16 protein-coding genes and 1 pseudogene are annotated in these 21,248 nt (G+C 62.8%); 12 read left to right on the forward strand and 5 right to left on the reverse strand.

What is annotated here, in order from left to right; all coding sequences use genetic code 11:
* Positions 1-99: 99 nt before the first annotated feature.
* Both ABLE86_RS17025 and ABLE86_RS17030 read right to left on the reverse strand, forming a co-directional pair.
* Positions 100-1,320 carry a glycosyltransferase family 4 protein gene (locus ABLE86_RS17025; RefSeq protein ID WP_348780155.1) on the reverse strand — a complete coding sequence of 407 codons (1,221 nt, stop codon included), beginning with the start codon at positions 1,318-1,320 and terminating at the stop codon, positions 100-102.
* Positions 1,321-1,362: 42 nt separating this feature from the next.
* Entirely contained in the window at positions 1,363-1,932 is a 570-nt protein-coding gene (locus ABLE86_RS17030; RefSeq protein WP_348780156.1) for a MarR family transcriptional regulator, read from the reverse strand.
* 193 nt (positions 1,933-2,125) lie between these two features.
* Here ABLE86_RS17030 and ABLE86_RS17035 point away from each other — a divergent pair, with 193 nt between their 5' ends.
* The 11 genes from ABLE86_RS17035 to ABLE86_RS17085 all read left to right on the forward strand — a co-directional run bounded on the left by ABLE86_RS17035 (position 2,126) and on the right by ABLE86_RS17085 (position 17,241).
* On the forward strand, positions 2,126-3,895 hold the full coding sequence (locus ABLE86_RS17035) for a type I secretion system permease/ATPase (protein WP_348780157.1): 1,770 nt from the start codon (positions 2,126-2,128) through the stop codon (positions 3,893-3,895).
* Positions 3,892-5,304, forward strand: a complete 1,413-nt coding sequence (locus tag ABLE86_RS17040) for an HlyD family type I secretion periplasmic adaptor subunit (protein WP_348780158.1) — start codon at positions 3,892-3,894, stop codon at positions 5,302-5,304. Before ABLE86_RS17035 ends, ABLE86_RS17040 begins: the two co-directional genes overlap by 4 nt.
* 359 nt (positions 5,305-5,663) lie before the next feature.
* Positions 5,664-6,431 carry a calcium-binding protein gene (locus ABLE86_RS17045; RefSeq protein WP_348780159.1) on the forward strand — a complete coding sequence of 256 codons (768 nt, stop codon included), beginning with the start codon at positions 5,664-5,666 and terminating at the stop codon, positions 6,429-6,431.
* A gap of 89 nt (positions 6,432-6,520) precedes the next feature.
* Positions 6,521-8,773 carry a glycosyltransferase family 2 protein gene (locus ABLE86_RS17050; RefSeq protein ID WP_348780160.1) on the forward strand — a complete coding sequence of 751 codons (2,253 nt, stop codon included), beginning with the start codon at positions 6,521-6,523 and terminating at the stop codon, positions 8,771-8,773.
* Positions 8,770-9,609, forward strand: a complete 840-nt coding sequence (locus tag ABLE86_RS17055) for a class I SAM-dependent methyltransferase (RefSeq protein ID WP_348780161.1) — start codon at positions 8,770-8,772, stop codon at positions 9,607-9,609. Before ABLE86_RS17050 ends, ABLE86_RS17055 begins: the two co-directional genes overlap by 4 nt.
* 2 nt (positions 9,610-9,611) lie before the next feature.
* Complete coding sequence (locus ABLE86_RS17060) at positions 9,612-10,868, forward strand: glycosyltransferase family 4 protein (protein ID WP_348780162.1); 1,257 nt, start codon at positions 9,612-9,614, stop codon at positions 10,866-10,868.
* An 11-nt stretch (positions 10,869-10,879) separates the two neighbouring features.
* Positions 10,880-11,614 carry a hypothetical protein gene (locus tag ABLE86_RS17065; protein WP_348780163.1) on the forward strand — a complete coding sequence of 245 codons (735 nt, stop codon included), beginning with the start codon at positions 10,880-10,882 and terminating at the stop codon, positions 11,612-11,614.
* Positions 11,615-11,834: 220 nt separating this feature from the next.
* Positions 11,835-13,826, forward strand: coding sequence for a hypothetical protein (locus ABLE86_RS17070; protein WP_348780164.1), 1,992 nt, complete (start codon positions 11,835-11,837; stop codon positions 13,824-13,826).
* The gene (locus tag ABLE86_RS17075) at positions 13,823-15,142 is read left to right on the forward strand and encodes a glycosyltransferase family 4 protein (protein WP_348780165.1); all 1,320 of its coding nucleotides are present in this window, start codon (positions 13,823-13,825) and stop codon (positions 15,140-15,142) included. The genes ABLE86_RS17070 and ABLE86_RS17075 overlap by 4 nt, the downstream gene beginning before the upstream one ends.
* A 6-nt stretch (positions 15,143-15,148) precedes the next feature.
* On the forward strand, positions 15,149-16,336 hold the full coding sequence (locus ABLE86_RS17080) for a polysaccharide pyruvyl transferase family protein (protein WP_348780166.1): 1,188 nt from the start codon (positions 15,149-15,151) through the stop codon (positions 16,334-16,336).
* A 17-nt stretch (positions 16,337-16,353) separates the two neighbouring features.
* The gene (locus tag ABLE86_RS17085) at positions 16,354-17,241 is read left to right on the forward strand and encodes a UTP--glucose-1-phosphate uridylyltransferase (protein WP_348780167.1); all 888 of its coding nucleotides are present in this window, start codon (positions 16,354-16,356) and stop codon (positions 17,239-17,241) included.
* 137 nt (positions 17,242-17,378) lie between these two features.
* Here the strand turns inward: ABLE86_RS17085 and ABLE86_RS17090 are convergent, their stop codons facing one another.
* Together ABLE86_RS17090 and ABLE86_RS17095 are read right to left on the reverse strand one after the other, a co-directional pair.
* Positions 17,379-18,716, reverse strand: a complete 1,338-nt coding sequence (locus ABLE86_RS17090) for a pyridoxal phosphate-dependent aminotransferase family protein (protein WP_348780168.1) — start codon at positions 18,714-18,716, stop codon at positions 17,379-17,381.
* Positions 18,717-18,774: 58 nt separating this feature from the next.
* Entirely contained in the window at positions 18,775-19,338 is a 564-nt protein-coding gene (locus ABLE86_RS17095) for an outer membrane beta-barrel protein (RefSeq protein ID WP_348780169.1), read from the reverse strand.
* A gap of 853 nt (positions 19,339-20,191) precedes the next feature.
* On the opposite strand from ABLE86_RS17095, the pseudogene ABLE86_RS17100 reads away from it, so the two are divergent.
* Positions 20,192-20,607, forward strand: a pseudogene (locus ABLE86_RS17100) (DUF4158 domain-containing protein); the annotation flags it as partial.
* A 102-nt stretch (positions 20,608-20,709) separates the two neighbouring features.
* Here ABLE86_RS17100 and ABLE86_RS17105 read toward each other — a convergent pair.
* Entirely contained in the window at positions 20,710-21,237 is a 528-nt protein-coding gene (locus ABLE86_RS17105) for an iron chelate uptake ABC transporter family permease subunit (RefSeq protein ID WP_348780187.1), read from the reverse strand.
* Between the last annotated feature and the right edge of the window lie 11 nt (positions 21,238-21,248).

The raw sequence follows: 21,248 nt of genomic DNA on the forward strand, positions 1-21,248 counted from the left end.
TATCGCGAGACAACAACAAAAGCGCCGAAATAAATTCGGCCAACTATACTTAAAAATTTGAAGTAATATTCGCGCAATCTGCGCTTGACCGGCGGGAATTCAATCCGCGCCCATCATTTTTCCGATCAGGGCAGCTTGGCTCGCGATGCACTCGTCCAGCCCGAAGCGCTGCTCGATCGTCCGACGTGCGGCGATCCGCAGTTCGGCGAAGCTGTCCGGGCTTTTCAACGCTTCCAGGATGGACTCGGCAAGAGCGTCCGCGTCGAAGAACGGCACCAGGATGCCGTTGCGGCCCGAGCAGATGACTTCCCGGACGGGAGCAGTGTCGGAGGCGATGACGAGAGCGCCGCAGGCCATCGCCTCCAGGACCGACCAGGAAAGGACGAAAGGGTAGGTCAGATAGACGTGAGCCGCGGAAATCTGGAAAAGCTGACGCAAGACCGGGTGTGGGACCACGCCGGGGAAAAGCACCCTGTCTCTTGGGAGATCCAGCGATGCGAGAAGGTGCTCCTTCCATGGCCCCCCGCCAGGTGGTGGCGTTCCATAGCTCACGCCGTCCCCGCCAACAAAGACGAACAAGGCGTCGGGATGTTTCCGGATGACCTTGGATGCAGCTTCCAGCGCCTGCGGGAAGCCGCGGTAGGGCTCCAGGTCGCGTGCGACAAAGGTGACGATGGGAGGATCGCCGGCCTTGAGCACGCGTCCGTCCGGAAGCGTCAAGGAAGCCGCCGTATCCGGGCGGAAGCGTCGCGTGTCTATCCCCTCGTGGCACACAGCAATGCGCGCTCGCGCATCGGCCGGATAAAGGCTCCTTTGCCACTGGGTCGGGCTGATGCCGCCTTCCAGCGCCTCCAGCGAAATGAGCTGCGCCATATTGCGAAGCCTTAGCCGCTTGCGTGTCTCCAGATCAGGCTGATCATCAGGGGCAAATCCGACATCTGCCCCCTCGGCCTGGTAGAAGAACTCGCAATAGCCGAGCGCAGGCACACGCGGCAGCACGTCCTTCACGAACATCATGCTGCCCCAGCCGATGTGCCCGATGACGATGTCCGGGCTCTGACCCTGACCCGTCATCGCGTCGAACGTCTCGGCGACTCGGTGCCCGATCCGGACATGGTGGTCGGGTATGCCCAGATGGCGGGCCATCAGCGGATGCGCCCGCGGACCCGCCTCCGTCCGATGCCGCACGACACGAACCGAGGGGATCCGCTGGTCCACCGTCTCGGCTACAAGGCTCACCTCGTTCCCCGACTGCGCCAGATGGGCAGCCAGGGCGGCGAACTGGCCAAAACCGCGCCGATGCACGAATGCTACATGCATGCCTGGCAAGCCCGCGACAAGGAGCCGCCCTTGAGGCGCACGTCAGACGCCGTAGCGTGCGGCATTGGCCCACATCAGTTCGAGCCGGTGCAGCGCCTGGAAGGCGGTTGCGAGATCCCGCAGGTCCTGCTCCACGCAAAAGCTGCGCTCGAAGGCCTTCGCCGCGTCCCGCAGGTCGGCACAGAGCTGCCTGCCCCTCTCGGTCAGCCTGATTCGGGCCGAGCGCCTGTCACGCTGGGAGGTGACGCGCTCGATGTAGTCGCCATCGGTCAGTTGCTTCAGGTAGTACGAGATGTTCGAGCCCACATAGTTGCCGCGATCGAGCAGTTCGCCGACAGAGACCTCGGTATCGCCAATGGCCAACAGAACCATCACCTGGGCCGGCCCGATGTCGTCGACGCCGCGCCGCGTAAGCTCCGCGCCTATCAGGCCTGAGAAGCGCCGGCTGGACCGTTCGAGCAGACGAGCCAGGTCGAAACATGACACCTGCGGGCCATCGCTGTTCTCGTCCCGGCGCGGCTCGTCAGGGGCGACATGCAGTCTATCGCTCCCGTTCCGTAGTAGTACTGCATCTTCCAAACCCATGGATGGGTGGAGAAGTCCTTGTGTCATCCCTCTCTCCATTTCAGTAATTTACTTCAAAATTTGAAGTAAAATTCAATAACGCCCCACCCATAATTCCCGCTCTTGAGAATGCCATCATTGTTGTGTCACACTGACGACAGCGATACTGCAATATGTTCTGCATGCTACGCGGATAACACCCTCAAATCACTAAACACGGTTGCCCCAGGCCAAATCGCCCATGCTTGATACTGTTCGAAAAAACCCAGTTGGCAAGGGCCAAAATGGGTCGGCTGTCGCCCAAAACGGGACGCTCAATCCGAGGTTGCTCGTTTTGCAGGCAAGGCGTGTGTTTGCCGTGACGCTCCTTTATGCAGCCTTGCTGAGTGCCTGTATCAACCTGCTGCAGCTGACGATGCCCCTGTTCATGCTGCAGGTATACGACCGGGTGCTGAACAGCCAGAGCATAGATTCCCTCGTCATGCTAACGATCCTGGCGGTCGGCGCCCTGGTGGTCTACGGCGTGCTCGATTTCATCCGTGCCCTTTCGTTTCAGGCCATGGGCAGCGCCGTGACGCGGGGGCTGAACCTGCCGCTTCTGACGGCCGCGGTTCAGGCCTCCGTCAACCAGGGGGTTTCCCGGGCAACGCAATCCCTGCGGGACCTGATGGAACTGCGCAGTTTCCTCACCTCACCAGCGGTCAGCGCCCCTCTCGATGCCGCCTGGTCGCCGATCTTCCTGGGCGCCCTGTTCCTGCTGCACCCCTTGTTCGGCGTAGTCGGCGCGATTTCGGTGGCACTGCTTCTGTGCTGCGGTGTCGTTACAGACCTGCTCACGCGCCAGCTCATGAAAGAGGCAAGCCAGGCCAACATCGAATCAGTGTCGAAAATCGCTGCGTCACTACGCCACGCGGAGGCGATCGAGGCGATGGGCATGCTGCCGGCGCTGGCGCACCGGTGGCGCGGCGCACAGATGCATTCGCTGGAAGCGCTTGAAAGCAGCGGCAGCAGGAGCAGGGCGATGTCATCAATCACCCGCGTGCTCCGCTACATCATCCAGGCGGTTACGCTCGCAGCCGGCGTCCTGCTCGTGCTGGAACAGGAAGTCACCCCCGGCACCATAATGGCGGCAAACATCCTTGTCGGCCGGCTGCTCGTGCCCTTCGATTCCATCATCGAGAACTGGCGGCAATGGGTTCTGGCGATCGCCGGCTGGCGCCGGCTCGAGGCGACCCTGAACGAGGATCTGGCGGTGCGCCAGGCCATGCCGACGCCACATGCACACGGCGACCTCGTCGTCGACAAGCTGGTCTACGCGGCGCCGGGCATGGACGTGCCGATCATCAAGGGCATTTCCTTTTCCCTTTCCCCCGGCGAGGTGCTGGGCCTGGTCGGCCCCTCCGCGGCGGGCAAATCGACATTGGCGCGGCTGCTCGTCGGCGTCCTCAAGCCCACGTCGGGCGGCATCTTCCTGGACGGCAACAATGTCTATCTCTGGGAACGCGGCTCCTTCGGCCGTGTGGCCGGCTATCTTCCGCAATCGGTTTCGCTGCTTGAAGGGACGATCCGGGACAACATCTCGCGGATGGAAGACGGCGATCCGCACAGGGTACTCGAGGCCGCACGGCTGGCGGATGTCCACGACATGATCGGCCGCCTCCCCCTGGGCTACGACACGCCGGTCGGCGACGGCCGCCTGACGCTTTCGGGCGGACAGAAGCAGCGCATCGCACTGGCCCGCTGCCTCTACGACCGTCCCCGCCTGATCGTGCTGGACGAGCCGAACGCCAATCTCGATGCCGTAGGCGAGCGTGCGCTTGTCCGCGCGGTCGAAAAGGCCCGAGACGATGGCGCCATTGTCGTGATGATCGCCCATAGGCCGACAATCATGGAGGTCGCGGACAAGCTGCTGGTCCTGGAAAACGGGCGCATCACCCAGTTCGGGGAACGCACGGACGTGGTGGCTTCGATGGCGTCCGCTCAATCGTCGCGCGAGGTTGTGGCATCATGATGCGCAAGTCGATTCAGTCGGCACGGACCGAGGTTCAGCCTGCCCGCAGGCCCGATGCCCCGGACCACCACCCGCGGGCGCCGCGACTTGCAACCGCCGAGGAACTGGAGATAGCCGAGGGCAGAGGCCGTTCGCCGCTCCGGCGCCTTGTCGTAGCGGGGTTCACGACAATCATGGTGTCGTTCGGCGGATTTCTCGGCTGGGCGTTCTTCGCCGACCTCAGCAGCGCCTCGGTAGCCAGCGGCACGGTCGTTGTCGATTCGAAGCGCAAGACGGTGAGCCATTTCGAGGGCGGCGTCCTGAGCCGCGTATTGGTGCAGGAGGGCGATCAGGTCGCCGCCGGACAGCCACTGATAAAACTCGAGGACACGCGGGCCCGCGCCGACCTCCAAGGCCTGGAAAGCCGGCGTATCGGCCTGATTGCCAAGCTGGCGCGACTAAGGGCGGAGCAGGCCGGCACCGAGGCGATAAGCTTTCCCGACGAATTTGGCGGCGGCGGCGACGCTGCGATCCATGACGCCATGGCGGCTGAACATGCATACTTCGAGAAGCGCCGCGAGTCCAAGACCGGGCGCAGCGGCATCCAGCGGACGACGATCGAGGAGTTTGCCGAGCGGTCGAAGTTCCTGACGATCCAGATCGACGCCGTCGACCGGCAGATCGGCCTCGTCAACGAACAGAGAACTGCCATCGCAACCTTGGTGGAAAAAGGCTTTGCCCAGCGCGCCAAGCTCATAGAGATTGACTCAAGGCTCAGCCAACTCGCGGCCTCGCGCGGCGAGCTCGCCGGCCAAAGAGCACAAGCTGTGAAAGCCAAGGCAGGCGCCGAACTTGCGCTGACGGGAATCGAACGCGACTTTCAGTCGGAAATCGCCGGCGAGATCACCACAGCCCGCCTCGAACTCGCAGATGCCGAGGAGAGGATCGTCGCAGCGAAGGATGTATTGCGCCGCCTCGAGATCCGCTCCCCCCAGGCTGGCATCGTCACCAACATCCGCGTGCGCACGCCGGGAAGTGCCGTGACGCCCGGCGAACCGCTGCTCGACATCGTGCCGGAAAGCGAGCCGCTCCTCATCGAGATGCATGTCAGCACGCGCGATATCGACAGCATCGCGGTCGGCTCGCAGGCCCAGATCAGGCTGACGGCATACAACCAGCGCTCGCACCTGCCCGTGGCCGGCAAGGTTATCTATGTGGCTGCCGACCAGTCGGTCGATGAAAAATCGAATGTGGCCTACTTCGTCGCGCGAGCCCAGGTCGACCCGGACTCGCTGGCCGCGAATCCGGATATGCGCCTCTATCCCGGCATGCCGGCGGAAGTGCTGATCGTGCACAAGCCGCGCCGGGCGATCGACTACCTGGTTTCTCCTATCGCCGACAGCTTCAATCGCGCATTCAGGGAAGACTAGCCCCACCGCTGCGTGAGTTGGGCTTGCGGGTCGCCGGCCAAATCCACCCCAGCCTGGGGGCCTTCTGGCGGCTCCCCACGCGGGCTGGCGGCGCGTGGCCGATCAACGAACGCGCCAGGAATTTAGTTTGAATTTTGAAGTGCTTTGCGTGCAATTCACAATTATAGTCTTTGTATTGTTTCTATGCTTTCTTTTCATATTAGATGCATTTACTTCTATGGTGCAATCTTTTATCAAAAAACATCATTTTATGCTTTTGAACGTGTTGCACTTATCTTCTTTGCACTGCACAATGGTCTCGCGTAATCCTCGGATCCCACCGACGATGCACGCATTCAAACGGCGAAGAGGAAAAGCAAATGGCCACATTGGAAGGCGGCGCATATGACGACGTCCTGTTTGGCACTCGCTTTGACGACATCATTCGCGGCCTCGGCGGCGATGATCTCATCAAAGGAGACAACGGGAACGACATCATTTTCGGGAACGGCGGCGACGACGTGCTGTTCGGCGACAATGGAAACGACATTCTGTTCGGCGGCGACGGCAATGACATCCTATATGGTGGAAATGGCGACGACATCCTGAACGGTGGGCCCGGCGACGACCTCCTCTTTGGCGGAAACGGCGACGACATCCTGACCGGTGGTGCCGGAAACGACATCCTCTATGGCGGAAACGGCAAGGACATCCTGATCGGCGGTGCCGGCGACGACATACTTTACGGCGAAAACGGCGACGACATCCTGATCGGGGGCGCCGGAAACGACATCCTGATGGGCGGCAAGGGTAGCGACTTCCTGTTCGGCGGCGACGGAAACGACATCCTCAATGGCGGCGCGGGCGACGACATCCTGGTCGGCGGCAAGGGCAGTGACCTGTTTGTCTTCGAAGGCGGCGGCGGCAACGACGTCATCCTCGATTTCACCCCCGGCGAAGACATGCTGCAGATAGCGAAGAACATCAATGGCCTCGACATTTCCTCCCCGGAAGATCTGGCTGCGCGGATCATCAAGGTCGGCGGCAATGTCGTGATCGATCTCGGTCATGGCGACACCCTGACGTTGATCAACGTCGACGCCAAAGACATGCAGGCTCATCCGGACCAATATTTCACGGTTCATTGAGCCTGAGACGGCGCGCCCCGCCCTCCCCCCCTCCCCCCCCCCGGGCGAGGCGCGCCGTATCCCCTCCAGACGATCCAAAGGACCAACGCGTGACGTCCGACTGTTCGAAGGTCGCCGGCGGCGGTTCCAGCTTTGCGCAGGCCTTCCAGCTTTGCTCGGAGGTGGCTGTCGTGGTCTGGGACATGCCCCCGCAGCTACCAGCCCTGGGCAAATTCACCCTGGCCATGCAATCCCAGCCGGTCCCGCTTGTCAGCATGACTCTACCGCGGGCCGATGGCGGGCAGTGCGTGCTGTGGGCAATGAAGCCGGGAAGCGAGGCGGAAGACGCGCAGATTGCCGCGGCGGACGGAAACACGCTGCAGGCATTCGCGCTCCAACCGACCGCACGGCTGCCGCTCCTCGACGTGGAGGCCCTGCTGGGCAACCTCTCGCCCGAGGGCCGCGTCAAGTTCCTGAACAATCTTCTGACCGTATGGCGCAGTGCCTTCCGGCTGTCCCGCGACGAGCTTTTCAGCACTGTCGTCGAGGATGCCGTCTTCACCCTTGTGCCGGCGCCGCGACTTGCCAATTCCGTCTGCCAGATCGCTCCGCGGCGCTATCTCGTCGAGACCGACATCAGTCCTGAGTTGGAGATCAGCGGCATCTATGCCATCGGCGCCAGTTCCGTTCTGCCGCTGCCGTCGCAATTTGTCATCGGCAACAGTTCGGGGCGGGGGTGGCAGTCCTGCCATTTCATTCTCGACTCGCCGCAGCCTGCCCGGCCGCTTCACATCATGTTCCTGGGCAAAAGGGGCATCGCAGTCCGGAATCTGCCGAACTGCAATCCGCGCTTCCCCGGTCTTCAGAAATGGTGGGCTGAGCAGCGCGGCGACTCTGGCCTGCGCGATTTCGTCGTGCGGCAACTGTCAAACCTGCCCGGCAGCGGCCCGGCAGCTGCAATCGACCTCCAGCTGCGGGCTCCGCTTCCGGCCCGGCGGGTCGCCAGCTCGCAGACGCATGCCGCTGCCGAGATCGATCTCGCCCTCTCGCTGCAAGGCGGCCTGCTCGCGGGTGGCTGGACCAAGGATCCGACCGTCACCCTTGCCGGCATCGACTATCTCAGGGAGGACGGTACGGTCCTGCCCCTCGACGGCAACTGGTACGAGTTCCCGGCCTGGAGCCGTGACGCGAGGACCAAAGCAAAGACCGACGTGACCGGCTTCATCGCCTGGCTTCCGCTGGACGAGCCGCTTGGCCCACTGCTCCAGCCTCGCTTCCAGATACGGCTCGCCTCAGGCGCGGTGAAACCGCTCGTACCGAAGCCGCAGCCCTTCGAGCCAGTAGCGCAGCGCAACCGCATCCTGCGCGCCGTACCCCCACAGCATGCCGTGGACGAAGCGTTCCGGACCATTCTTGCCCCGGCCCTCGAGTGTGCCGAACGTGAACTGGGCAAGACAATAGGGGTCGACCACACGAAGGACTACGGCCAGCCTCGAAAGGCGCCGCTCGTCTCGATCGTGGTGCCTCTCTATCGGGTCCTCGACTTCCTCCGTTTTCAACTGTCCGGCATGGCCACCGATCCCTGGCTGGCGGAAAATGCCGAGATCATCTTTGTCCTGGATTCCCCCGAGATCGAGGACGAGACGAAGCACATGCTGGGCGGGCTTCACATCCTGCACGGCCTGCCGATGAAGCTCGTCGTGATGAACCGCAATGGCGGCTATGCCCGGGCCTGCAACGCGGGCGCGCGCTTTGCGCGCGGCACGGTTCTCGTGATGCTCAACTCCGATGTCGTGCCACGCGAACCGGGCTGGCTCCAGTTACTGGCGCGACCGCTGATCAAACAACGGAAGCTCGGTGCCATCGGCCCCAAGCTGATTTTCGAGGACGGCTCGCTGCAGCATGCCGGGCTCTATTTCGGCCGCGACCAGCGCAGCATCTGGCTCAACCACCATTTCTATAAGGGGATGCCGGGACGCTATCCGCCGGCGCAGGTCGCCCGCACCGTTCCTGGCGTCACGGGCGCATGCCTTGTGACGCGCAGGGAAACTTACGAGCGGGTCGGCGGATATACGGAGGACTATGTCATAGGCGACTACGAAGACAGCGACCTCTGCCTCAAGATCCGGCGGCTGGGTCTGCAGATCGCCTATGAACCGGCGGCCTGCCTCTATCATTTCGAGCGCCGGTCGATCCGCCGCAGCCAGGACTACATGCGCGGCGTCGCCAGCCAATACAATTCCTGGCTGCACACCCAGCGCTGGGAAGACGACATCGCCGCGCTGATGCCTGCCTACTGCGACGGCGCACACGGGGCGGGCGTCTCCATCGAAATCCAAGCGAGGGAAAGGAACGCCGCATGAGCGAAGCGGTTCTCCGCCATGAAATCGGGCCGGCAGCGACGGTCCAGGAGGATCGCGTAGCCTGGCTGATGGAGGCGGTCCTGCGCAATCGCTTTCTGCCGCAGCCGGATGCGGGCAGCGTGTTCGTCGGGGACGGAGATTTCCGGGCCGTCGGCGCGGAGTTTCTGGGCCATTTCATCCGCCTGGGCGGCCTGCGGCCGGAACACCGCGTGCTCGACATCGGCTGCGGCATTGGCCGCATGGCCGTTCCGCTCACCCAGTATCTGGATGTGGAGAAGGGACGCTACAGCGGGTTCGACCCGGTCGAGGGCGGCATAGCCTGGTGCCGGCGTTTCATCACCACTGCCTATCCCAACTTCACGTTCCAGCGGCTCGACATTGCGCACAAGCTCTACAACCCCCAGGGCAAGATCAGCGGCGAGGCGCTGAAACTCCCCTACGCCGAGCGGCAATTCGATTTCGTGATCATGACCTCCGTCGTCACGCACCTGCCGCCCGACGAGGTTCTCGTTCACCTGAGCGAGGTCGCCAGGCTGCTCAAACCGGGCGGGCGCTTGTTCATGACCGCCTTTGTGGTCGACGGCATCGCTGCCGAGAACACATCCGGCAGGCGCGATCCCAGGCTTGGCTTCGTGCGCGATGGCGACGGGCCCTGCTGGTTTGTTCCCGACATGCCGCCGCTCGCCGCCGTCGGGTTCGACGACGGCTTCCTGGATCAGGCCCTGGAAAGGGCCGGGCTGGTGATCACACTCAAATCCTTCGGCCACTGGCGCGGCCAGGACGCGGACCACTACCAGGACCTCTATGTGGCCGAATGCCGGGGAGCCCAGCGGTAAGCATGCGCATCCTTGTAGCGGCGCACAACCATCCGGCCCTCCATCCTGGCGGTACCGAGATTTTCGCGCACGACCTTTTCCGCGCCTACCAGCGCGCCGGCCACGAAGCGCTCTTCCTCGGCGCGACGAACCAGGTCCATCGCCAGATCCGGCCCGGCACGAGTTTCCAAGGGCTCGGCGATGCGGCAGACGAAGTGCTGCTGTGGTCGGGCCACTTCGACCGTTTCTACATGAGCCAGATCGATCTCTACGGGGTCGTTCCGGATCTGGTGGAGCTGCTGTCCGACTTTCGGCCGGACGTGGTGCATATCCATCACCTGCTGCTGATCGGCGCCGAGTTCCCGCATATCGTCCGGCGAACGCTGCCGGATTGCCGCATCGTCATGACGCTCCATGATTACTATCCGATCTGCCACCATGACGGCCTGATGGTCCGCACCAGCGGCAAGGAGCTCTGCCACGCCGCGAGCCCGGACCGCTGCCACGCCTGCTTCAAGGACATCCCTCTCGATCGTTTTGCGTTGCGGGAGCGCCATCTGAAGGCCCTGCTGAGCACGGTCGACCACTTCGTCGCGCCGAGCCGGTTCCTGCGGCAGCGCTTTGTCGACTGGGAGCTTGCCGAGGAGGCCATAAGCGTGATCCCCAATGGCCTGCCGCTTCGGCCCACGCCTGCGGCCGCGCCAGACGGCGCCGGACGTCCGACGGTGTTTGGTTATTTCGGCAATCTCAATCCCTGGAAGGGGGCAACCGTTCTGCTCGAGGCCGCCCGGCTGCTCATCGCCGAAGGGCTCGAGTTCGAATTGCGCGTCCACGGCGGAACACCGTTCCAAAGCGACGCCTTTGTCGCCGAGATCGACCGCCTTTTCAGCGACACCGCGCCGACGGTGCAGAGGCGCGGGCCCTATCGGCGCGAGGACGTCGCCGAGTTCGTTGCCGACGTCGACTGCACGATTGTGCCGTCGATATGGTGGGAGAATGCACCGCTCGTCATCCAGGAGGCCCAGGCACAAGGGCGGCCCGTCATCGCCAGCAACATCGGCGGCATGGCCGAACTGGTCGAAGATGGGGTCAATGGCCTGGGGGTTTCGCCCAACGATCCGCGCGCGCTCGCCTCGGCGATGCGCCGCATCGCTGAAGAGCCGGAACTGCGGCGTCGGCTTTCCAGCAACGCACGCCGGCCCGACGACATCGACACGACCGCTCGGCGCTACCTCGAATTGATCGAGGCGATCGAGCCCGCACGTGTCCAAGCAGCATGAGGAACAGCTGAATGCCTGTTGGTGCCGAGAAACCAAGTGCAATGGCCGAGCAGAACAACACCAAGCCGGTGAATGGCCGCGTCGACGCCATCGACCAGGGCCGCGTCTTCGGCTGGGCCTTCGACCCCGCCGAGCCGGACAGACGGGTGGCGATCCGCGTTGTCCTGGACGGCAAGACGATAGCCGAGGCGGCTGCCGACCGCGATCGTCCCGACTTGCGGCGCAACGGCATCGGCGATGGCAAGCACGCCTTTGAGATCGCGCTGCCGGAGCCAGCGGCCTCGCGCGCTTCCGATCTCGTCGTGGTGGCGGTGAACGGGCCGGACAATGAGCAGGCGCTGCGCGTCCCCCTCCCCGACGAGCAGGCCGCTGAAGCCCTAATCGCCGCGCCGCTCACCAAGGTCCTCGACAAGCTGGACGTTCTGATGGCGGCGCAGCGGCAGCTGCAGATCTCCCAGCGCTCCGTCATGCGGACGCAGCAGATCGACGACACCGGCGAGGCCGAGACGGTCGGGCTCATCGACATCAGCACCGCCGTTGCCGGCCTCCGCATCGAGATCACGCAGCGGCTGAGCGATCTCGACGTGCATCTGATGCGGCTCGACGGCGTGGTCGCGGGGATGGAAAAGACCCTGAGCGGACTGCAGAAGCGCTCCAACGGGGAGTTGAAGCCGATGCTGCTGTTGCTTTTCGTCCTGGTGGGTTTTGCGGCGGGTGCTGCCATGACGCTCCTTGCCAGGATGTGACATGCTAGCCGTGGAAAATGGACCTCCCCCATCCCTGACCGCCGCGCCCCGGCGTACCGGCAGGATCCCCAGGGCCGGAAGGGTAACCGGTTGCCCGATCGGCGGTTCCACCCTGCTCGTGATCGGCACGGGCGGCCCGATGCCAAGCGCGGCACCTGCAACACTCAATGACGATCCCGCCGGGATCTCGTCTGCCGCCGTCGTCAGCTGGCGATTGGGGATGTCCTTGCCGACCGCCACGCACGGCTTCGCGGCCCTTCTGCCCACGAACAGCGCCGATATCGCCTTCGCGACCGTGCAGTTCGAGCTGGAAGGCGCGCCCAAGCGCTACGTCTTCACGCCTCGAACAGTCTCGGTGAACGAAGCTGCCGCGCTGCTGGCCGAGCTTTGCGGCAGCCGACTGGCGGCGACCATCGACGCCCTGGCGGATTTGCTCATCGCGGCTCCGTCCGACCCTCACAGGCTGTCGGCCATCGTCACCCTGGTCAAGGCGGCGCATGGGAGCAACGGCTTCATCGAGTTGCTCGGCGAAGGCCAGCACGGGGAAACCTTCATCCAGGGCTGGGCCCACGACGTCATGCCTGGCATGGGCCCCGCGGTGGCCGACGGCGAGAGGCCTTCCGTCGCGGAGAGCGCAATTGCCGTCTACGCACGGCAGGACCTTCCCCAGGGAGCCTCGGCCTTCGCCGGACTTCTCAATGCCGACGGCGCGATCAGTCCTGGCGGCATCGAGGGCCTCGTCTGGCGCGGCCGCCACGGCTGGCGTCATGTGGCCGTCCACGAGCGCAAGCTGATTGCAGGACCGCTGGAAACACCTGGCCACGTCCGCTCGGTGCTGCTGCGGGCAAACAGCACCCCGCAAGCTCTGCTCCGTCTGCGCGCGGCAGCCAACAGTTTCGACGGCACCGAGACGGTGTCGAGCCTGCCGCTTCCGGTCCGCATGGGTGTAGACGGCGTATTCCAGGTCGACGGCGCGGGATTTCTTGTCTCCGGCTGGCTGCTTGACCCCGACGGTCATGTCCAAAGCGTGAAGTTGCGCCGTCACAACCGGGAAGCACGGTTCGACGACAGCTGGAGCCGGCTCGACCGAACCGATGTGACCGATGCCTTCGCAGAGCACCCCGCCTTCTCGCGCGCATTCGGCCACGGCGGCCACAGGCATGGCTTCGTCGCCCATGCGCGGCTACCGGGGGGCGATCCGTCTTCGGCCCTCTACCTGGAACTTACATTGCGCGACACCCGCCGCGCCTTCATGCCGCTCTCGCCCTTGCGGACCTCGGCCCGCCTTGCGGCGGTGCGCCAGTTGCGCGCCATCGACCCATCCGAATGGGCGTTGCCAGAGGTCATGGACCGCCAGATTGTCCCACTTCTCTGCACCTCCCAACGGGTGTCGCCAACGGTCGAAGCCGTTGTCGATCCGGGTCCGTTCGAGGCGGCTGCCGGCCCGCCGATCGTCATCAGCGTCGGCGAAAACGACGAGGACGGCATCGCCCCCCTTCTTGGCTTGCTGGCGATCGACCCCGAAACGAAGCACGCGCCGATTGCCCTTGTGGTCCCCTCGGAACGCTTTCATCGGCAGGTGGACCGCATAAGGAAGCTCGCCGCGTTCTACGGGCTCTCGCTCAGGCTGGTCTCGGCCGGAGAGGCGAACGATGCCTATGACCTTCTCGAGGCCGGAGCGCGGGCACTGTCGTCGGACACAGTAGTCCTGCTTTCAGCATCGTTGGTGCCGCACAAGCCCGGCTGGTATCGCAAGCTTGTCGACACCCAGGCAGCGCTCAAGAATAGCATCGTCTCCCCTACCCTCGCCTATGAGGACTGTTCTGTTCGTTGGGCGGGGACCTGGCCCGCGCTTCGCTACGAAGGCTACCCCATCAGCGCGGTGACCGGGTTCGAGTTGACGGCCGTTGCTGCCGCATCGCTCGAATGCTGCGTGATGCCACGCGAGGCGCTTCTCGAGGCCGGCGGCTTCGCAGGGGGATATCTCGGCTCTCGCGAAAAGGGATTGGACCTTGGCCTTCGCCTCAGCCGCGGCGGCGTTGCCTCCTACTGGCTGCCATCCGTGCAGATGCTTGGTTCCGACGAGACGTCGAGCACGGGCACATCGGCGATGGGCGCGCTCGTGGAGAGCATCGATCGCAAGATCCTCGATGCCCGCGGCACGGCTGAGCTTGCCGGCAAGGAAAACCCATCGGAGGGGCCGCGCACATGACCGAGCAGCTTCGGGTCCTCATGGTCTCGCACGGGCATCCGGCGCTCGCGCTGGGTGGCGCCGAAATCGCGTCCCACAGCTTGCACCAGGGCCTGAATTCACTGCCCGATGTGGAATCCGTCTATCTGGCCCGCGTCGGCCACCCCTTTCCGCGGCATGGTGCTTCGGCACTCATGAGCCTTCGTCCAACCGAGGACGAACTGCTGTTCCACGCCGACGACTACAACCACTTCTTCCTCTCGAACGGCGATACCGAGGCTCTCCAGCGCGACCTGGTGCGCTTCGTCCGCGATGCCCGGCCCCATGTCGTCCACTTCCATCATGTGCTGGGCCTGGGGATGGAAGCGCTTTATGCGGTGCGCGAGGCCTTGCCGCGGTCGGTCGTCCTGGTGACGTTCCATGAATACCTGTCGATCTGCCACAACCATGGCCAGATGGTGAAACGACCGACCGGCCAGCTCTGCAGGGAGGCATCCCCTGTCGCCTGCCACGGATGTTTTCCCGAAATACCCGTGTCGCATTTCCTGAAGCGCGAGCGGTTTGCGCGCGGAATGCTCGGGCTGGCCGACGCCTTCGTTTCCCCGAGCAGGTTTCTGGCCGAACGTTATGCGCGATGGGGGATCGAGGCGGACAAGCTGTCGGTCATCGAGAACGGGATCGCACTGGGGGACGTCGCGCCCGCACGCGAGGTTCCGTCCCAAAACCCCCGCCGGAACCGCTTCGCCTATTTCGGACAATTGACGCCGTTCAAGGGCGTCGACGTGCTGATCGACGCGGTCTCGCGGGTGCCCGAGGACATCTGGGGTGACGACGCCTGCCTGATGATCTTCGGCGGCAATCTCGAGCGCCAGCCGCCCGACTTCCAGGAGCGCCTGAAGAAGCTCATCGACGACGCGGGCCGCCGCGTGCGCTTCTACGGCGCTTACCAGAACGCCGACATGCCGCGCCTGATCCGCTCGGTGGATTGGGTCGTGATGCCGTCCACCTGGTGGGAAAACTCGCCGCTGGTGATCCAGGAAGCGCTGCACCACCGCAGGCCCATCATCTGCTCGGACATCGGCGGCATGGCCGAAAAAGTACGGGACCGCAAGGACGGACTGCATTTCCGCGCAGGCAGCGCGCAGGATCTTGCCGACCGCATGGCCGCGGTGTTGGGCGATCCCCGGGCATGGGAGCGGCTGCGGGCCTCCATGAGGCAACCGACGAGCCACATCGATTGCGCCCGCGAACATGTAGAGCTCTACCGTCGGCTGTTGCGTCAGGATCATGGCGGGGCCGCGGCCCGCCGGGCCACACTCCTTCCAAAGGCGGGTTAGACAGCCATGGCACGCGTCCTCGTGATGATACCCTCGGGCGAAGTATACGGGCGCGACAATGTCCGCTGGTACCAGCACTACGACGTGCAAAGCAGCATCAACAGCTATCACAATATCGGGGATGCGTTTGTCTTCGATTCTTCGCTGAAGCTTCTGAGCTACGACAAGCTCGGAGTTCTCGAGATCTCGGAGTTCAAACCCGACCTCGTCGATCGGCTACGCGACGAGTATGACTATGTTTTCCTGCGTGGATCCAACTACATCCACAACTCGATGAACTGGGAGCAGGCCGTCCCGATCCTGAAGCGGCTTGGCCTTCCCATCATCGGCTTCGGCATTGGCGCCCAGGCACCGTCGAAGGGCAGGATCCGGCTCTCGGACCAAACGCAGGAGCTGCTCCATCTCATAGCTGGCTCAACCACGTCCATCGGGGTGCGCGGCGCCTACACAGCCCAGGTGCTGCGGGACATCGGTATTCGCAACACCCGCATCATCGGTTGCCCGACGGCCTTTCGCAGCAACGCCCCCGACTTGCGCATCAAGCTCCCCCCGCTGGATAGCGTCCGGAAGGTCGGCGTTACCATCCGCCGCGAAGTCTCTCCCGACTACGCCAAGGACATAGAGCGATACCTGACCTTCCACCGCGACCTCGTGAAAACCATGGCCCGCCGCTTTGATGCGGTGCTGATGGCACAAGGGGAAGTCGAGGAAAAGAAGCTCGTGCTGGGAACCTACGCGCAGCGGGATGATGCAATGGATGCCTTGAGGGCGCATCCATGGGCCGCCTCCTGGTATCTCGACGAGGAGATGGTGCGGCTCTATTGCGAACGGCTGTTCTATTCCGATGTCGTTGCCGACTACGAAGAGCTCGTGCGCTCGCTGGACCTGGTCCTGGGCTATCGCCTGCACGGCAACCTCATGGCGCTCGCTAACGGGGTTCCGTCAATCTATTTCACTTACGACAGCAGAACGGTCGAGTTTGCGGAAACATTCCAGATTCCAAGCTTCGACGTCTTCAGCAGCAAAGAGTTTCGGTTGGACGAATACTGGGATCAGTCCCTGTTCGATAAGCATAACCGTTCCTGGCGCCACATCTATGGCGAGATGCACCAGTTCCTCACCGAAAACGGCGTCGCTCACAGGATGATCGACACCGGCAACACCCAAGGCACTTCAATCCGCAAATTCGCATGAACCGGAGGGCAACCATCATGCACCAGAAGATACGCAAGGCCATCATTCCCGCCGCCGGTTTCGGAACGCGCATGCTTCCGGCGACCAAGAGCATCCCGAAGGAACTTCTGACGATCGTCGACCGGCCCGTGCTGGACTACATCGTCGCCGAGGCCTTCGCCTCGGGCATAGAACATGTGATCATTGTCACCGGGCGCATGAAGGGCGCGATCGAGGACCATTTCGACCACGCCTTTGAACTCGATGTCTGCCTGCGCAATGCCGGGAAACAGCGTTTGGCCGACCGGATCGAGCAGGACACGCCAGGCGCCGGGGCGATTTCCTTCGTGCGCCAGCAGCAGGCACGGGGCCTCGGCCACGCGGTATGGACGGCCCGGCACATCGTCGGCAACGAGCCCTTCGCAGTGCTTTTGCCCGACATGCTCATGATTTCCGACAGGCCATGCCTGAAGTCCATGGTCAATCTCCATAGTTGCCATGGCGGCAACGTGATCGCAGTAGAGCGATGCGCGCCCGAAGACACCCACAAGTTCGGCATCGTCTCGCTCAAGCCGACGGCCGATGGCCCGGTTGTAAACGGTCTTGTCGAGAAACCTGCCCCCGGCACGGCCCCCAGCAATCTCTTCATTTCCGGGCGCTACATCCTGCAGCCCGAAATCTTCGACATACTTGAGAGGCAGGCGCCGGGAGCGGGCGGCGAAATCCAGCTCACCGACGCCATGATCACGCTGATTGAAACCCAGGAGATCCGGCCCTTCGAGTTCTGCGGCCGCACCTTCGATTGCGGTTCGCCAGCCGGCTTCGTGTCTGCCAACCTGCATATGGCGACCGCGCGCGCCGACCTTGCCCCTTACATCGGGATCGAGATGGAAGCCCTTTCGTCAGCGCGGCGTGCAGTCGCGTAAGAGTGATACCAGTGGCCCATGACCTTTTGGCCATGGGCCACTGGATAAGCCGGCCGGCGAGGCAGTCGTCGAGCCGATTGGGGACCGTGACCCGCCGTAGGCCGCATAAGGTGTGCGAACTGCAGCGTCGTCAGGTCTTAGTCAGCCTCTGGGACCGCAGGCTCTTGAGCGCCTGCTCCAGCCTGTATCTGATCCAGTTCCGCCGAGGCGCTGTCCATCGCGCCATTGAACGCGGCAACCATGGTATCGACGTCCTCTACTGAATGGCCGGCCATGACCTGGAATCGGAACCGGGATTGTCCCAATGGGACGGCCGGAAATTCCACCAGATTGGCGAGCCCCGCGAATATCGAGAGATATTTCGAGGCCAGCCGTCCCAGGGCTTCGCCGCCGACGCGAACCGGCACGATGGGGGAAGGCTCCCCCAGCACTTCGCGCCCCGAACGCGCCATGGCCTCGCGCAAATAAATCACATTGTCGCGCAACCTGTGCCGCAGCTCTTTCCCTTCGTCCGCCCGGATGATCGAAAGCGCCTCCAGAACAGTTGCGGCCTGGACTGGCGACAGAGCATTCGAGAATGTGTGCGGCGCGCTGTAATATTTCAGATATTCGGCGGCGGCCCGCGTCTTGACGGCCACAAAGCCGCCGTTGGAGGCGAAGGTTTTGGAGAAGCTGCCGATGATGATGTCGATCTCGTCGAGCATACCCTGCTGGCCGATGTGGCCAAGACCATCCTCGCCCATGCAGCCGAAGTCATGAGCGCAGTCGACCAGCAGACTGGCCCCGTAGTCGTCGCAGACACTTCGAAGCGCCCTGAGGTCAGGGGTGTCGGAGTGCATCGAGAAGAGGCTTTCCGTGACGACGAGAATGCCGTTCTTCGTGTCTGTCGCACGAATGTTTGCCAGCCTGCGCGCCACCGCATCGGTGTCGAGATGCCGGAAGTAATGCACATTTTGGGTTGCCGCCGCCGCTCCCGCCTGTAGGCAGGAATGCGCCAGTATGTCCATTACGACGTGGTCATCGGAACGGACAAAGCCCTGAATGGCGCCATATCCGGCGGCCCAGCCGGTCGGATAAAGCACGACCTCGCGGCCCCCGAGGAACTCCGAAAAGGTCGCCGACAACTGCAGCGAATAGGTGGTGTTGCCGAGAAGGGCGGCCGAACCGGCGCTGTGAACGCCATATTTTTCGATCGCCTCCGTTGCCGCGGCCTTGATCCTTGGATGAGAGGCCAGGCTCAGATAGTCCTGCGAGGCGAAATTGACGCCTGAACTGGCTTCTCCGGCGTCGGACCTGATCTCCGATCGCGGCCGGGGTGCGGAAGACGTCGAACGGGCATAGGGCCACAAGCCATGCTGTCGGCGAAGATCCTGCCAGCTGAAGAAGCTGTCGGCACGCGACATGAGGCCGCTATTCTTCAAGGTGCGATAGTCCTTCAGACTCCCGGACAGTGCAGCCTTGGGTATTGCTTTCATTGACAGCGGGTCTCTCTTGGTCGGTATGAGGCTCGCGGGCCGAGCGCCTTGGCCATTCCTAGAATCTGAAATCTATTCGCGCCTTGAGGAGATCGATCTGGCCATCGATCAGCGTGCCGTCGAACCGATTGAACCGCATGTGATCCCAGTTCACTCCGACGGCGACATTTTCGCTCAGGCGGTAGTCGGCACCGGCGCCTGCCACCCAGCCCCAATCCTTCAGTCCGATATTGGTGGTGATATAGGTGGCCCCGGCATGACCGGTGAGCAGCAGGCGGTCGAAGGTGAAGCCGGCGCGGGCCTTCGCCGAGACCGCGTCTTCGACGTCGATCGGAAAACCCTCAAAATTGATACCAAGCCGCATGTATTCGGCTTCGCCTCCCACTACGAAGGCACCGAATTGGTGGAGATAGCCGGCGTGCGCGCCAAAGACGACGTCATCTCCCGATGAACGGAGCGGCGGAGCAAAAGAGCGATCGACATCCCGCAGCCAGCCATAACCGCCCGAAATGCCAAAATAAGGAGCGCTCCAGTCGACCGCCGCTCGCCCGTCCAAGTCAGCCGCCTGGCCAGCGCTGCTCGACAGCAAAAAAATGAAAAAGCCGAGAACCCGCGCGCTCATCAGTGTCCCTTGTCGACTCCACACAGCGAGATCGCACTAATCAGCTTTTCATACCGCCTTCAAGCGGCATGGAAATGAATAACTAATTTTTCATTAAGTAACTCATATGACTTCCCCTTCGCAGCCACAAAACCATTACTATATGGAAACAATCCCCATACTTCCTGTGGAAGGAATGATTACTACAAAAGTAAACATGTATATCGATGCAATATAGCCATTATCTTGATTTGCCGGCAATGAAAATGGATTGCACCGACCGATCCTACGAAACTTTTTCACTGAATAGCGTCTGCCAGAAACCGCTCTCAGACAGGCCCTTCTAGGCGCATGATCGGCGCAGGCAAAGTAAGCTGGACTTGACACCTTCTCGACGACGGCTCGCTTGACGACTGTGGCTTGCTTGTGAGGCCGGCGTTTCTGTCCTGATCTCTCATTGCATTTTGGCGGATTTCACGTTGTTGGAGAAGCGGACCTGAAGGAAGCGTTCTGCCGGGACCCGTATTTGATGATGTAGCACAAACCGTCCGGCCGCCTCAGTTCCTGGGCATACGATCGTGCGGCCGACAAGGTGGACATCACTGACAACCGCGCCCTCGGCATCGGGTGTTACCATCGCTCGCGGGAGCAGCGGTCCGCGACAATGCGGACGGAGTCCGGGCCGGAACAAGAACTGTTCAAATCGTACGCTAAGGCCGAACGGAGCGTGACAGCATTTGCTTGTGTCTCCCGATTTCCGGCGCGCGGCGTCTGACCCCAGTGGAAAACCGTGGCGGCACGAAAGCCGATTTTTCCACATCCCGTCTGCTCGTCAACATTCAACGGCAGTTGGTGTTGTGTGTGGAGTTGAGCAGTGGCCAGGCGCAAGATTCTCAGATCTCAGGATCGACGGGGCTTTTCGATATTCCGGCTCATGAGAACAGCCTGATCCGACACTATTCATTGTCCGCAGCGGATCGACTCGAAATTGACCTGCGCAGGCGTGAGCACAATAAGCTCGGCTTCGCTGTTCAGCTTTGCGCGATGCGACATCCGGGCCGGGTGCTGTCGGCGGGCGAAATTCCGCCGCGTGCGATGCTGAATTTTATGGCCGACCAGATCGGCGCCGATCCCACCGCGTTTACAATCGATGCCCGCCGGGAAGATACACGTCGCGATCACATTGCGCGCCTGATGATCTATCTCGGCGTCAGAAGCGCGACTGCTCAGGATAGGCGCGCGGGGCTGTCGTCGGCAATAGAGGCAGCGGCGATGTCCGATAGTGGGGCTATATCTGGGCGGTAAAATTCTCCAGGATGATTGAGCTGTCGCCTCGGCGCTTGTAGCCAACGCAGAGGTTTTCCGTAGATACGGTGGGGAACTCCGCCCTGATCATGATGGCACCTGGCCCGCTTCGCGCCGGCGGCGCAGGAGCACCCAAAGCACGACAGGTGCCCCGATGAACGCCGTCACGGAGTTGAGCGGCAACGTGACATCGGTCAGCCCGTTACCGCCGGCGACGTATTCCGCCAGCAGCACAAGGACCGCACCAACCAAAGCGGATCCCGGCAAGACGGCGAAGTGATCCGACTGCCCGAGAATACCGCGTACCAAGTGAGGGGCAGCGAGACCTATGAACCCGATAGAGCCACAGAACGCTGTGACCACGCCTGCCAGGATGCAACGACCGACAGGGCTACGAACTGCACTAGGCGAACGCTGATCCCCAAGCAAGCACCTCTTGTCACACGACGCGACGTATCCAATCCCGCTCCTCTGACCATTCGACCGATAGGAGGCTCGCTGGCGACTAACTGAAGCTTTTCGCGGCCCAACTAGTATCGCCCAAACGGCAGTCCGACGTCCAAAATACCGTGGTCCGAGGACAACCAGTTGAGGCCCAGCACGCGCCCTGGCCACCGAACCCAATC

This window comes from Mesorhizobium sp. KR2-14, assembly GCF_040049255.1.
Classification (GTDB): domain Bacteria; phylum Pseudomonadota; class Alphaproteobacteria; order Rhizobiales; family Rhizobiaceae; genus Pseudaminobacter.

Bases quoted from the DNA above. Each gene is read 5' to 3' on its own strand.
- ABLE86_RS17080 (WP_348780166.1), top strand. From the start codon at position 15,149: ATGGCACGCGTCCTCGTGATGATACCCTCGGGCGAAGTATACGGGCGC.
- ABLE86_RS17085 (WP_348780167.1), top strand. From the start codon at position 16,354: ATGCACCAGAAGATACGCAAGGCCATCATTCCCGCCGCCGGTTTCGGA.
- ABLE86_RS17095 (WP_348780169.1), bottom strand. From the start codon at position 19,338: ATGAGCGCGCGGGTTCTCGGCTTTTTCATTTTTTTGCTGTCGAGCAGC.
- ABLE86_RS17060 (WP_348780162.1), top strand. From the start codon at position 9,612: ATGCGCATCCTTGTAGCGGCGCACAACCATCCGGCCCTCCATCCTGGC.
- ABLE86_RS17065 (WP_348780163.1), top strand. From the start codon at position 10,880: ATGCCTGTTGGTGCCGAGAAACCAAGTGCAATGGCCGAGCAGAACAAC.
- ABLE86_RS17035 (WP_348780157.1), top strand. From the start codon at position 2,126: ATGCTTGATACTGTTCGAAAAAACCCAGTTGGCAAGGGCCAAAATGGG.
- ABLE86_RS17090 (WP_348780168.1), bottom strand. From the start codon at position 18,716: ATGAAAGCAATACCCAAGGCTGCACTGTCCGGGAGTCTGAAGGACTAT.
- ABLE86_RS17040 (WP_348780158.1), top strand. From the start codon at position 3,892: ATGATGCGCAAGTCGATTCAGTCGGCACGGACCGAGGTTCAGCCTGCC.
- ABLE86_RS17045 (WP_348780159.1), top strand. From the start codon at position 5,664: ATGGCCACATTGGAAGGCGGCGCATATGACGACGTCCTGTTTGGCACT.
- ABLE86_RS17075 (WP_348780165.1), top strand. From the start codon at position 13,823: ATGACCGAGCAGCTTCGGGTCCTCATGGTCTCGCACGGGCATCCGGCG.
- ABLE86_RS17055 (WP_348780161.1), top strand. From the start codon at position 8,770: ATGAGCGAAGCGGTTCTCCGCCATGAAATCGGGCCGGCAGCGACGGTC.
- ABLE86_RS17070 (WP_348780164.1), top strand. From the start codon at position 11,835: ATGTCCTTGCCGACCGCCACGCACGGCTTCGCGGCCCTTCTGCCCACG.
- ABLE86_RS17025 (WP_348780155.1), bottom strand. From the start codon at position 1,320: ATGCATGTAGCATTCGTGCATCGGCGCGGTTTTGGCCAGTTCGCCGCC.
- ABLE86_RS17030 (WP_348780156.1), bottom strand. From the start codon at position 1,932: ATGACACAAGGACTTCTCCACCCATCCATGGGTTTGGAAGATGCAGTA.